Below are 14028 nucleotides of genomic sequence, written 5' to 3' on the forward strand. Positions count from 1 at the left end.
TTAACCATTGTCCGGAATCAGAGTCCTGTTTTTGTTAGTTGAACTAAACAACATGTCATGAACTTTCCCTCTAAATCCGATTCTAACTACCTGAATCAATATTGGACGTCTTTGCCAATCAGGGATAAGTATTCACTTTCAGGGAAACAAAATATGCATGGAATAGATAATAAATCGAGCCCTGAAGGTTCACACTCACCACCACCCGGGCAAGTTCGTTTGGAAACACCAAAGGTTATCTGCGCGGGCAGGATCGTCACTGAACCCGACAAGGAAATCGAGAATAAACCTTCATTGCAGGTTTTATCTTCATTATCACTTTCCATGATTTTTTCTCATTTGAAGTTTCGGGATGTTAGCAGCTTAACAAAAGTATGTACCCGCTTTCGCGACCTTATCAACGAAGATAACGCTCTGGCAAAAGCCTGGTATCGACAGTTTTCTTCACCACACCAGTATCAACTCAGGAAAACCATCAATACAAAAAATGGGAATCAACTCCGTGCCTGGTTGCAGTCATTTACTAATGATGAGGCGGTACTGACGTCGTTCAAAGATTGCAAACCTGAGAGTGTTTATTTACCTGCACGGTTATATTTCACCAAGACCAGGCTGATGTCCGAGTGTAAAACCTTTAAATTGGTTAATAAAGCCACCATCAAGGAAGACAGGGCTATCAGAACAGCTCTCCTCAGTGTTGACGGCCGCCATATGGTAACCGTCGCTGAAGACCCAAGAGAAAGAACGCCGCAAATCTACGTTTATAAGACTGACGGATCATGGGAAAATATAACCACCATTCCCCATGAGGACTGGGTCAACTCAGTTATTTTTAGCCTCGATGGTGACCGTGTGTTGACCGCCTGTAGCGATGGCACAGTGAAAATCTATGACAAGGAGGCTGATGGGTCATGGAAACATAAAGCGACCCTTGCAAATAATCGTCATTCATTAAGCTTCATTGCCGATGAGCGCCATGTCTTGACTACCAGCAGGGACGGAACGACGATGATCCATGGCCTGAAAGACGATGGATCATGGGAATTACCAACCACCCTTTCCCATAATGCACGTATCGAATCAGCCGCCCTCAGCGCCGATGGCTGCCATCTGGTCACAGCGGGTTTTGATTACACAGCAAAAATACACAGTCAGAAGACCGATGGATCATGGGAAGTGAAAGGTATCATTCCCCATAAAAGTCTCGTCTACACGGGCAACTTCAGCCCGGACAGTCACTATATCGTGACCGCCAGCCGTGATTTCACAGCGAAAATCTATGGCAGGCAGGCCGATGGGTCATGGCTGCCAGAAATCACCATTGAACACGATTGTGCTGTCAAGTCAGCCAACTTCAGTCCCGATGGCCATTACGTGCTCACTGCCAGTAACGACTGCACGGTGAAAATCTATTACCTGAACGCTGATGAAAAATGGATAAAAAAAGCCACCTTTAACCATGACGATGGGGTCAATTCAGCCAGCTTCAGCCCTGATAGCCGCCACCTGGTCACTGCCAGCTGGGACGGAACGGCGAAAATCATCGGCCAGAACGACGATGGATCATGGTCAGAAAAAGCCAGAATTTACCACAAAGGCAACGTCTTATATGCTACCTTCAGCGCCGATGGCAGCCAAGTGATTACTGCCGGCAGGGACTGTGAGGTGCAAATCACTGAACTACGGATGAATGATTCATTACCTGCTGTCATTGTCTGACATCTTTCTGCGCAGGCGAAAAGACAGAAACTTTGTTAGTTGCACTTAACACAATGTTTTGAACTTATCATTCCGAAACAGTTTCTAACCTGAATGATTAACTTTCGAACGTCTCTATTGGACGAAGATAATTCCAAATTTTTCAGGAGTCAGACATGCACGGAATAGATAATAATCCCTTCGTTGAAGGTCCGGTCTCACCACCAAAGCTAGCTCGACTGGCAACACCAGCGAATGACAGCGCGGGCAGGAGCGTCACTGTTGCTGGTGAGGAAAAAAAGCAAAGACCATCACTACTGTCTTTATTCTCACCTTCCATGATTTTTCGCTGTTTGCAGCTTAGAGATATTGACAATACAACACTGACACGCGAGCGCCTTGGAACGGCTTTCAAAGAACAGAATGCTCTGGCAAAAGCCTGGTATAGCCAGTTTTCTTCAGCACACCAGCAGCAACTGAATACGGCCATCAATGCAAAAGACAGGAATCAAATTCGTGATTGGTTGAAGCCCTTTATGGAAGATAAGGCGTTAGCCGAGTCAATGGCAAATCTCTCGCTGGAGAGCGATTATTCGCCTGCGCTGTTATATTTCACCAGAACCCGGCTAATGTCTCAATGTGAAACATTTAATCTGAATACAGAAGCCACTATTCACGAAAATAGTTTGATCAACTCAGCCGCCCTCAGCGTCGATGGCCGTCATCTTGTGACTGCCAATGATAACCATGAGGCAACTATCTATGACCATAAGAGTGTTGGATCATGGGTAAAAAAAACCAGCATTCCCCATAACTGCAGGGTCAAACCACCCATGTTCAGCCCTGATGGTCTGCATTTGCTAACAATCAGCAGCGATTGCACGGCGAAAATATATAGCCTGGGGTCCGATGAATCATGGGCATTATCAACCACCCTCACCCTGCGCAATGATGGTATTGTCCAATCAGCCGCTTTCAGCAGCGATGGCTGCCATGTGATAACCGTCTTTCGGGATCACACAGCGAAAATCCATAGCCGGATGGACGATGGATCATGGGCAGTAACAGCCAGCCTTTCCCGGGATCCTATCGAATCATGTAAATTCATGAGGGCCGATGACGCCAATGAGATATCTGCCACCTTCAGCACCGATGGCAACCATTTGGTAATCACCTGGGGGAATCACACAGCGAACATCCATAGCCGGAAGACCGATGGATCCTGGGACTTAGAAGGTATCATTTCCCATAAAAAAACGATCAATTCAGTCAGCTTCAGCCCCGATGACCGCTATGTAGTGACTGCCAGCAGAGACAAAGAGGCGAAAATCTTTACCAGGGATAGCAATGGATTATGGGTACAAATAGCCACCATTGACCACGAGGATTCTGTCAACTCAGCTGCCTTCAGCCCCGATAGCCGCCATATAGTGACTGCCAGTCATGATGGTACAGTGAAAATTTACTACCTGGACGCTAATGAATCATGGCAAATAAAAGCCGTGATTGAACATTCTGACGCTGTGTGTTCTGCCACCTTCAGCCTTGATGGCCAACTTATAGCGACGGCTTGCGATAACGGTATAGTAAAAATTATTGCTCAGGCGATCGATGGGTCATGGTCAGAAAGAGCCAGCATCAGCGATTATGACAGGATTACGACAGCCAACTTTAGCGCCGATAATCGCTATGTGGTAACCGCCAGTTGGGATGGAACAGTGCAAATCAATGAACTTCAGAGAAATAATTGAATGCTGTTCACTGAGAGACGCCATTCGGCAATTAACCAGCTCAATGGTAATTGTTAATCAAGGATAAATACTCAGTCTCTGGGAACAAACCATGAATGGGATAGGTAATAACTCCAGCATTGAAGGCTTTTATTCACCACCTGTGCAAGCTCAATCAAGAACAGATGCGGCTACCCGTGCGGGCAGAACCATCAGTCTGACTGACACAGAAAAAAATGAAAAACCTTCACTGCAGCATTTATCCTTATTATCTCTTTCCAGGGTTTTTCGTTATTTGAAGCTTAGGGATATTCGCAGTTTACAACAGGTATGTATCTACCTTCGCGATCTTGTCGAACAGGATAACGCTCTGGCAAAAGCCTGGTATCGCCGGTTTCCTTCACCCCATCAGCATCAACTGAGCATGACCATCAGCAGAAAAAATGACTATCAGCTCCGTGATTGGTTGCAGTCGTTTTCGAATGACAAAGAGTTAGTCAATTCACTGGTGGGGCGACGGGAAAGTGTTTATTTTCCTGCTCTCTTGTATTTCACCAGGGCTAAGCTGATGTCTCATGATGAAAGGTTTAAACTGGTAACAAATTCCATCATCGAGGAAGAGAGAACTATCAACTCAGCCGCCCTCAGTGCCGATGGCCGCCATCTGGCCAGCGCCAGTAATATAGTGAGAATCTACGGCAAGGAGGCCAATGGATCATGGACACAAAAAGGCCTCATTTCACACAACCGTGAGCTCAACTCAGTCAGTTTCAGTCCCGATAGTCAGCATCTGGTGACTGCCTGTTATGATGGTACGACAAAAATATATGGTCTGGGGTGCGATAAATCATGGACACAAAAAGCCATCATTACCCATGAGTATTCGGTGCAATCAGCCACCTTCAGTGCCGATAGCCGCCACGTGTTGACCGCCAGTTGGGACAAGACAGCGAAAATCCATAGCCAGAAGGACGATGGATCATGGCAATTAACAGCCACCTTTTGCCATGATGATTTTGTCCAATCAGCTACCTTCAGCAGCGATGGCCGCCATGTGGTCACCGCCAGTTGGGATAAAACAGCGAAAATCCATTCCCGGAAGGACAATGGACCATGGAAATTAGAAGCCATCATTCACCATAATGACATAGTCAATTCAGCCAGCTTCAGTCTCGATAACCGCTATGTGGTCACTGCCAGCAGGGATCACACCGCGAAAATCTGCGGTAAGAACGACAAAGGTTTATGGGAACTAAAGGCCATCATTGACCACAAGGATCATGTCAAGATAGCCAACTTCAGCCCGGACAGCCGTCATGTAGTCACTGCCAGCAAAGATGACACAGTGAAAATTTACGGCAGAAAGTCCGATGGCTCATGGGAAATAAAAGCCATCTTTTATCATAGGGCCTGGGTCATATCAGCCATCTTCAGCCCTGATGGCCGCCATATTGTGACTGCCAGCAGTGACTCAACGGCCAAAATCATTGCTCAGAAGGCCGATGGCTCATGGTCAGAAATAGCCAGCATTGCCCATTTTAACTGGATATCATCAGCGACTTTTAACGACGATGGCCATCGTGTGATCACCGCAGGTTGGGATGCCAGCGTGAGAATCACCGAACTGCTTTGGTATCATTCGTTGTCTGCTGTCACCAAAAGACACCCTCCTGCATGCACCGAAAGAAACTTTGTCAGTTGCACTTAACAACCTGTTATGAACTTTCGTTCCGAAACTGTCTCCAACTAAATAAATGATTTTTAACCGTTCTTGTTAATCAAGGATAAATATCAACCTTGTGGGAAACAGTCATGCATGGAATAAATAATAATCCCGGTATTAAACCTCGACTAAAGCGAGCCCGAGATCGATTGTTAGCACCAGTGGGCAGGAATGCGGGTAGGTCCGTCTCTGTAGCCGATAAGAAAATAAGACAACAATCTTCATTGCTGGCTTTATCCTCAGATACACTATCCATGATTTTTTGCCATTTGGAACTTCGGGATATTCGCAGTTTACAAAAGGTATGCGTCCGCCTTCGCGACCTTATTAAAGCAGATAACACTCTGGCAAAAGCCTGGTTTAGCGAGTTTTCATCACCACACCAGAATCAACTGAGGATGATCATTAATGCAAAAGACAAGGATCAACTCCGTGCCTGGCTTGAGTCGTTTTCTAATGATCAGGCGTTACTCAATTCGCTCGCAGATTGCCGACCAGAAAGTGTTTATTTATCTGCTCTGTTATTTTTCACCAGGGCTGAGCTGATGTCTAAATGTGAAAGCTATGAACTGGTCACTAAAGCCACCTTTGATAAAACTTATCATGCCAACTCAGCCATCGACACCCCTGATCACCTGCCGATAGAAATCCTCACTAAAGTGTATTCAGCCGCCCTCAGTGCTGATGGCCGCTATCTGGTTACCACCAATGGAGACTATAGGGTAAAAATCTACGCCCGCAATGCGGATGGAATATGGGAAATAAACACCACTATTCCCCATGAAAACCGGGTCGTTTCAGTCATTTTCAGCCCCGATAGTCAACATTTATTAACGATCTGTTTGAATTACACGGCGAAGATATGTGCTCTGGGGTGCGATGGGTCATGGGAACCAAAAACCACCATTCTCCATAGTGGAGTCATCAAATCAGCCGCCTTCAGTACCAATAGTCGACATGTGGTGACCGCCAGTTGGGATTGCACTGCGAAAATCTATAGCCTGAAGGATGATGGATCATGGAAATATAAAGCCATCCTTCCCCATTGGTCCAGTGTCTATTCAGCCACTTTCAGCACTGATGACTGCCATCTGGTAACAGGCTGTCACAATAAAACGGTGAAAATTCATAGCCTGAGTGCTGATGGATTATCATGGCAAGAAAAAGACTCCATTCCCCATAAAGGTATTGTCATATCAGCCAGGTTCAGCCCCAATGGCCGCTATCTGGTCACCGCCAGTAGGGATTGCAAGGCAAGAATCTTTATCAAGAAGGCCGACGGATCATGGAAAAAAATTACCACCATTGAACACACCAGAGTCGTCAACACAGCCACTTTTAGCCCCGATGGCCGCCATCTAGCCACTGCCAGCAACGATGGCACGGTGAAAATCTACGGTCGAAAAGCCAATGGCCTTTGGGAAGAGAAAGCCACCTTTTCCCATAAGAATTGGGCCTTATCAGCGACCTTCAGTCCTGACGGTCGCCATCTGGTGACTGCCAGCAGAGACAAAACAGTGAAAATCATCGCTCAGCAGGATGACGGGTCATGGTTAGAAAAAGCCACCATTACCCATGATGGCAAGATCTCATCGGCCGCCTTTAGCACCGATTGCAGCCAGGTGATCACAGCCAGTGAGGATGGCACAGTGATTATCACTGAACTACGAAAGAATCGTTCATTGCCTGCTGTCACTGAGTGACAGCCTCTTGCATGTGTCGAAAGAAATTTTGTTAGTTGCACTTAACAACCTGTTATGAACTTTCATTCTGAAAATGTCTCCAACTGACGTAAGTACCTAACCAGGTACTTATTAATTTTTTAAACGTTCTTGTTGATCGGAGATAAATAGCACTTGCAGGAACCAGAGATGCAAAGAATAAATAACAATCCCGGTATTAAACCACCACTAACGCAAGATCAATCGCTCGCACTAACGGGTAACCATGGGTACAGGCCCATCACTGTAACTGATAAGAAAAAAAAAACAGTTTCATTGCAGGATTTAGCCTCAGATACACTTTCCCTGATTTTTCGCCATTTAAAACTTCGGGATATTCGCAGTTTACAAAAGGTATGTACCCGCCTTCGCGACGTCATTAAAGAAGATAAGGCTCTGGTAAAAGCCTGGTATCGCCAGTTTTCTTTACCACACCAGCAACAACTAAGGATGAGCATCAGGACAAAAAACAAGCATCAACTCCGTGCGTGGCTCAGGTCGTTTTCGAATGACAGGGCATTAGTCAAGTCACTCACAAATTGCCGGCCGAAGAGTGTTTATTCAGCCGGTCTGTTATTTTTCACCAGGGCTAAGCTGATGTCTGAATGTGAAACGTTTAAATTATTGACTAAAGCCACCATTGATAAAACGTATAAAGCCAACTCAGCCAGCAGCACTGAGGAATGCAACCGTTTAGCAGGCCTCAATCAAGTCAACTCAATCGACCTCAGTGCCGATGGCCAGTATCTGGTCACCGCCAATGGCGACAAAACGGCGAAAATATACGGCCAAAAGCCTGATGGAACCTGGGAAAAAACAACCACCCTTGCCCATGACGCATGGGTCGAGTTAGCCCTTTTCAGCCCCGATAGTCAGCATTTAGTCACCGTCAGTTTGAATGGAAAGGCGAGGATATATGATCTGGGGTGCGATCAATCATGGCAACCAAACACCATCATTCGCCATGATGGTCTCATCAATTCAGCCAGCTTCAGCAGCGATTGCCGTCATCTGGTGACCGCCGGTTCGGATAACACAACGAAAATCCATAGCCGGAAGGACGATGGATCATGGCAGTTAACAGCCACCCTTCCCCATAACTCTTCAGTCCGTTCAGCCACTTTCAGCACCGATGGCAGCCATTTGGTAACCGCCTGTAACGATAAGACGACGAAGATCTATAGCCAGAGGGCTGATCGACCCTGGGAGGAAAAAGATGCCATTCCCCATGATCGTGCCGTCCTGTCAGCCAGCTTCAGTAGCGATGGTTGCTATGTGGTCAGCGCCAGTATGGATTACAAGGCGAAAATCTATGAGAAGAAAACCGATGAATCATGGCAGGAAAATACCATTATTCAACACACGCAAACTGTCAACTCGGCCAGCTTCAGTCCCGATGGCCGCCATCTGGTGACTGCCAGCAACGACGGCACAGTGAAAATATATGGCCGAAAAACCGATGGTTTTTGGGAAGAAAAAGCCACCTTTTCCCATAAGAATTCGGTCTTATCAGCCACCTTCAGCCCTGATGGCCGCCATCTGGTGACTGCCAGTCATGACAAAACGGCGAAAATCATTGGTCAGCAGGATGATGGTTCCTGGTCAGAAAAAGCCACCATTGCCCATGACGACTGGGTCTTATCGGCCACCTTTAGCGCCGATGGCAGCCATGTGGTCACCGCCAGTTGGAATGGCATAGTGAAAATCACTGAACTGCGCAGGAATAATTTATTGTCTGCTGTCACTGAGTGACACTATCTCAATCACACTATCTCAATCACACTATCCTGCATGCACCGAAAGTCATTTTGTTAGTTGCACTTACCAACCTGTTCTGAACTTTCATTCTGAAACTGTGTCTGACTGACTAGATAATTTTTAAACACCCCTGTTAATTAAGGATAAATAACAACTTTGCAGGAACAGTCATGCATGTAATAAATAATGATTCCGTTATTAAACCACCAATAACGCAAACCCAAACTCTATCGCTAACACCAACCGGTAATAGTGCGGGCAGGTCTGTTGCTGTAACTGACAAGGAAAAAAAATCTTCATTTCAGGATTTAGCCTCAGATACGCTGTCCCTGATTTTTCGCCATTTGAAACTTCGGGATATTCGCAGTTTACAAAAGGTATGTACCCGCCTTCGCGACGTTATCAAAGAAGATAACACACTGGCAAAAGCCTGGTTTCGACAGTTTTCTTCAGCACACCAGAATCAACTGAGGATGTCCATCAACACAAAAGACAAGAATCAACTCCGGGCCTGGTTTGAATTATTTTCTAATGATCAGGCGTTACTCAAGTCTCTCACAGATCGCCAGCCCACAAGTGTTTATTCACCTGCTCTATTATTTTTCACCAGAGCAGAGCTGATGTCTCAATGTGAAACCTTTGAACCAGTCACTAAAGCCACCATTGACAAAACGTATAAAGCAAACTCAGCCACCAGCGATGAAGAACGCGACGATATACCACACAAGAATAAAATCTACTCAGCCTGCCTCAGTGCTGATGGCCGCTATCTGGTCACCGGCAATGGAGACTGTACAGCAAAAATCTACGGCCACAAGCCTGATGGAACATGGGAAATAAAAACCATCATTCCTCATGGTGGAGGGGTCGGATCAGTAACTTTCAGCCCCAATACTCAACATCTGGTTACTGCCGGCGGGAGTGGCAAGGCGAAGATATATGATCTGAGGTGCGATGAATCATGGGAACCAAACACCACCATTCGCCATTATGCTTCCGTCAGATCAGCCACCTTCAGCACCGATAGCCGACAGCTGGTGACCGCCAGTTGCGATAAAACAGTGAAAATCCATAGCCAGAAAGATGATGGATCATGGCAGTTAACGGCCACCCTTCCCCATAACGATGCAGTCTTTTCAGCCAGTTTCAGCACCGATGGCAGTCATCTGGTCACTGCCTGCTGGGATCACTCGGCGAGAATCTACAGCCAGAAGAACGGATCATGGAAAGTAAAAAAAGCCATTCCCCATAGAGAGGCTGTCCTGTCAGCCACCTTCAGCGCCGATGGTAACTATGTGGTCACCGCCAGTCAGGATGGCAAGGCGAAAATCTATACCAAGAAGGAAGATGGATCATGGGAAGAAAATTTCATCATTGAACACAGGGAAACTGTCCACTCGGCCACCTTCAGCCCCGATAGCCGCCATTTAGTGACTGCCAGCGACGATGGCACAGTGAGAATTTACGACAGAACAGCCAGTGGCACCTGGGAAAGAGAAACCACCTTTCGCCCTGGTAAGATAAGGTATGGGTTTCCACGCCAGAGCGTGGGAACCAAAGGTTTTGCGACACTCTGTCAGTTCCTGGGCTTATCAGCCACCTTCAGCCCTGATGGCCGACATATGGTGTTTTATCACAAAACGGCGATCATCGTTGGTCAGCGGGATGATGGGTCATGGTCAGAAAAAGCCTCCATTACCCATGATGAAAGGATCATATCGGCCACCTTCAGCGCCGATGGTAGCCTGGTGATCACAGCCAGTCTGGATGGCATAGTGAAAATCACTGAACTTCGGAGGAATCATATATTGTTTGATGTCACTGAGTGGCACCATCCTGAATGTACCGAAAGAAATTTTGTTAGTTTCACTGACCAACCTGTTATGAACTTTCATTCTGAAATTGTCTCTGACTACTAAATAATTTTGAAACCTCCTTGTTGATCAAAGATAAATAACAACTTTGCAGGAACCCGTCATGCATGGAATAAATAATGATTCCGTTAATGAACCACCACTACCGCAAATCGAAGCTCTATCGCTAACACCAACCGGTAATAGTGCGGGCAGGTCTATTACTGTCCCTGACAAGGAAAAAAAATCTTCATTTCAGGATTTAAGCTCAGATACGCTGTCCCTGATTTTTCGCCATCTGAAACTTCGGGATATTCGCAGTTTACAAAAGGTATGCACTCGCCTTCGTGACCTGATCAAAGAAGATAACACACTGGCAAAAGCCTGGTTTCGCCAGTTTTCTTCAGCACACCAGAATCAACTGAGGATGGCCATCACCGGAAAAGATAATAATCAACTCCGAGCCTGGTTTGAGTCGTTTACGAATGATCAGGCGTTACTCAAGTCTCTCACAGATCGTCAGCCGACGAGCGTCTATTCACCTGCTCTATTATTTTTCACCAGGGCTGAGCTGATGTCTCAATGTAAAACCTTTGAATTAGTCTCTAAAGCCACCATTAGTCTAAAGTGTAAAGTCTACTCAGCAGACCTCAGTGCCGATGGCCGCTATCTGGTCACCGCCAATGGCGACCATACGGCAAAAATCTACCGCCAAAAGGCTGATGGAACCTGGGGAAAAATAACCTCCATTACCCATAACAGATGGGTCAAATCAGCGATTTTTAGCCCCGATAGTCACCATCTACTGACTGCCGGTGCTGATTACACAGTAAAGATAGTTAATCGGGAGTACGATGAATCATGGCAACCAAACACTACCATTTCCCATGATGCAGGCATCCAGTCAGCCAGCTTCAGCACCGACAGTCGACATGTCTTGACCGCCTGTTATGATGGCACAACGCAAATCCATAGCCGGAACGACGATGATAGATCATGGCAGTTAACAGCCACTCTTCCCCTTCCCGATTACATACCTGTCTATTCAGCCTTTTTCAGCACCGATGCCCGCCATGTTGTGACCGCCTGCGACGATAAAATGGCAAAAATCCTTAGCCAGAGAGACGATAGATTATGGGAAGTAGAAGGTGTCATTACTCATAATGCTCCTGTCATGTCAGCCACCTTCAGTGTCGATGGTTGCTATTTGGTTACAGCCAGTGCTGATGGCAATGCGAAAATCTGTGAGAAGAAAGCCGATGGATCATGGGAAGAAAATAGCATCATTCAACACAGGAAAACTGTCAACTCGGCCGTTTTCAGCCCCGATAGCCGTCATGTAGTGACCGCCAGTAAAGATCGTACAGTGAAAATTTACGACAGAAAAGCCGATGGCTTTTGGGAAGAAAAAGCCACCTTTTCCCATAAGCATTCGGTCGAATCAGCCTACTTCAGCCCTGATGGCCGCCACCTTGTGACAACGCCCTCGTATTGTAAAACGGCAAAAATCATTGGTCAGCAGGATGATGGTTCATGGTCAGAAAAAGCCAACATTGTCCATGACGACACTATCTCATCGGCCACCTTTAGCGCCGATGGCAGCCAGGTGATCACAACCAGCCTGGATGGCGTAGTAAAAATCACTGAATTACGGAGGAATCATTTATTGTCTGCTGTTGCTGAGTAACAACTTCCTACATGCGCCGAAAGAAATTTTGTTAGTTTCACTGACCAACCTGTTATGAACTTTCATTCTGAAATTGTCTCTGACTGACTAAATAATTTTGAACCGTCCTTGTTGATCAAAGATAAATAACAACTTTGCTGGAACCCGTCATGCATGGAATAAATAATGATTCCGTTAATGAACCACCACTACCGCAAGTCGAAGCTCTATCGCTAACACCAACGGGTAACCATGCGGGCAGGTCCATTACTGTAACTGATGAGGAAAAGAAACCTTCATTGCAGCATTTAGCCTCAGAGACACTGCCCCTGATTTTTCGCCATTTGAAACTTCGGGATATTCGCAGTTTACAAAAGGTATGTACCCGCTTTCGCGACCTGATCAAAGAAGATAACGCTCTGGCAAAAGCCTGGTTTCGCCAGTTTTCTTCAGCACACCAGAATCAACTGAGGATGTCCATCAACAGAAAAGACAAGAATCAACTCCGAGCCTGGTTTGAGTCGTTTTCCAATGATCAGGTATTACTCGAGTCACTCACAGATCGCCAGACGACGAGTGTTTATTCAGCTAGCCTGTTATTTTTCAACAGGGTTGAGATGATGTGTCAATGTAAAACATTTGAATTGGTCACTCAATCCACCATTGACAAAACTTATAAACCCAACTCAGCCACCAGCGAAGTTGATCGCCTCCGTATGGTACACCTCAGCGGAGTCGACTCAGCCGCTCTCAGTGCTGATGGCCGCTATCTGCTCACCGCCAATAAAGACTGTTCGGCAAAAATCTACGGCTGCAAGGCTGATGGAACATGGGAAATAAAAACCATCATTCGCCACTACGGACACACCAGATCAGCGATTTTCAGCCCCGATAGTCGCCATGCTGTTATCACCAGTGATGCCAAGGCAATGATATATGATCTGGGATGCAATGAATCATGGGAACAAAACACCACCATTTTCCATGATCGTAAGATCAAATCAGCCACCTTCAGCACCGATAGTCGACATGTCTTGATCACCAGTTTGGCTAACACAGCGAAAATCCATAGCCAGAAAGATGATGGATCATGGCAGTTAACAGCCACCCTTCCCCGTCACAATGCCTTCCTTTCAGCCATTTTCAGCATTGATGGCTGTCATTTGGTAACTGCCTGTCAGGATAAGACGGTGATAATCTATAGCCAGAAGGGCGATGGATCCTGGGAACAAAAAGATATCATTTCCCATGATAGTGTTGTCGAGTTAGCGACCTTCAGCGCCGATGGTTGCTATGTGATCATTGCCAGTACCGATTGCAAGGCGAAAATCTATGGCAAGAAGTACGATGGATCATGGGTAGAAAATACCGTCATTCAACACGGTGATTATCTCAACTCGGCCACCTTCAGCCCCGATGGCCGCCACGTAGTGACTGCCAGCGACGATCGCACAGTTAAAATTTATGGCAGAAAAGCCAATGACGTCTGGGAAGAAAAAGCCACCTTTTCCTATAGCGGGTTTGTCTTATCAGCCACCTTCAGCCCCGATGGCTGCCATGTGGTGACTACTATCTTCTCCAGTAAAACGGCGAAAATCATTGGTCAACAGGATGATGGCACATGGTCAGAAAAAGCCAACATTGTCCATGATGACTGGGTCACATCGGCCACCTTTAGCGCCGATGGCAGCCAGGTGATCACATCCGGTTTCGATGGCACAGTGAAAATCACTGAACTTCGGAGGAATCATTTATTGTCTGCTGTTGCTGAGTAACAACTTCCTACATGCGCCGAAAGAAATTTTGTTAGTTTCACTGACCAACCTGTTATGAACTTTCATTCTGAAATTGTCTCTGACTGACTAAATAATTTTGAACC

The 14028-nt window shown here is 46.3% G+C and carries 8 protein-coding genes; all 8 read left to right on the forward strand.

The features are described 5' to 3' along the window. Window positions 1–153: 153 nt before the first annotated feature. The 8 genes from ACO6VG_RS19310 to ACO6VG_RS19345 all read left to right on the forward strand — a co-directional run bounded on the left by ACO6VG_RS19310 (window position 154) and on the right by ACO6VG_RS19345 (window position 13924). Complete coding sequence (locus ACO6VG_RS19310) at window positions 154–1719, forward strand: F-box/WD repeat-containing protein (RefSeq protein WP_422475189.1); 1566 nt, start codon at window positions 154–156, stop codon at window positions 1717–1719. A 155-nt stretch (window positions 1720–1874) separates the two neighbouring features. Continuing rightward, the gene (locus ACO6VG_RS19315) at window positions 1875–3449 is read left to right on the forward strand and encodes a WD40 repeat domain-containing protein (protein ID WP_422475191.1); all 1575 of its coding nucleotides are present in this window, start codon (window positions 1875–1877) and stop codon (window positions 3447–3449) included. Between the two features lie 91 nt (window positions 3450–3540). Then, window positions 3541–5136 (forward strand): WD40 repeat domain-containing protein, encoded by a 1596-nt coding sequence (locus ACO6VG_RS19320; protein WP_422475193.1) that lies wholly within the window; start codon window positions 3541–3543, stop codon window positions 5134–5136. A 104-nt stretch (window positions 5137–5240) separates the two neighbouring features. Beyond that, entirely contained in the window at window positions 5241–6854 is a 1614-nt protein-coding gene (locus tag ACO6VG_RS19325) for an F-box/WD repeat-containing protein (protein ID WP_422475195.1), read from the forward strand. A 168-nt stretch (window positions 6855–7022) separates the two neighbouring features. Then, on the forward strand, window positions 7023–8624 hold the full coding sequence (locus tag ACO6VG_RS19330) for an F-box/WD repeat-containing protein (protein ID WP_422475197.1): 1602 nt from the start codon (window positions 7023–7025) through the stop codon (window positions 8622–8624). Window positions 8625–8800: 176 nt separating this feature from the next. Continuing rightward, window positions 8801–10549, forward strand: coding sequence for an F-box/WD repeat-containing protein (locus ACO6VG_RS19335; RefSeq protein ID WP_422133821.1), 1749 nt, complete (start codon window positions 8801–8803; stop codon window positions 10547–10549). 58 nt (window positions 10550–10607) lie between these two features. Then, a complete protein-coding gene (locus ACO6VG_RS19340; protein ID WP_422475200.1) occupies window positions 10608–12170 on the forward strand; it encodes an F-box/WD repeat-containing protein in 1563 nt (520 codons plus the stop codon). A 149-nt stretch (window positions 12171–12319) separates the two neighbouring features. Next, complete coding sequence (locus ACO6VG_RS19345) at window positions 12320–13924, forward strand: F-box/WD repeat-containing protein (protein WP_422133823.1); 1605 nt, start codon at window positions 12320–12322, stop codon at window positions 13922–13924. The last annotated feature ends 104 nt before the right edge of the window (window positions 13925–14028 follow it).

Origin of the sequence: Endozoicomonas sp. ALB032 (assembly GCF_049310125.1) — a bacterium.
GTDB lineage: Bacteria > Pseudomonadota > Gammaproteobacteria > Pseudomonadales > Endozoicomonadaceae > Endozoicomonas_A.

Coding starts and splice junctions, on each gene's coding strand:
- ACO6VG_RS19345 (WP_422133823.1), top strand. CDS start 12,320: ATGCATGGAATAAATAATGATTCCGTTAATGAACCACCACTACCGCAA.
- ACO6VG_RS19315 (WP_422475191.1), top strand. CDS start 1,875: ATGCACGGAATAGATAATAATCCCTTCGTTGAAGGTCCGGTCTCACCA.
- ACO6VG_RS19330 (WP_422475197.1), top strand. CDS start 7,023: ATGCAAAGAATAAATAACAATCCCGGTATTAAACCACCACTAACGCAA.
- ACO6VG_RS19340 (WP_422475200.1), top strand. CDS start 10,608: ATGCATGGAATAAATAATGATTCCGTTAATGAACCACCACTACCGCAA.
- ACO6VG_RS19325 (WP_422475195.1), top strand. CDS start 5,241: ATGCATGGAATAAATAATAATCCCGGTATTAAACCTCGACTAAAGCGA.
- ACO6VG_RS19320 (WP_422475193.1), top strand. CDS start 3,541: ATGAATGGGATAGGTAATAACTCCAGCATTGAAGGCTTTTATTCACCA.
- ACO6VG_RS19310 (WP_422475189.1), top strand. CDS start 154: ATGCATGGAATAGATAATAAATCGAGCCCTGAAGGTTCACACTCACCA.
- ACO6VG_RS19335 (WP_422133821.1), top strand. CDS start 8,801: ATGCATGTAATAAATAATGATTCCGTTATTAAACCACCAATAACGCAA.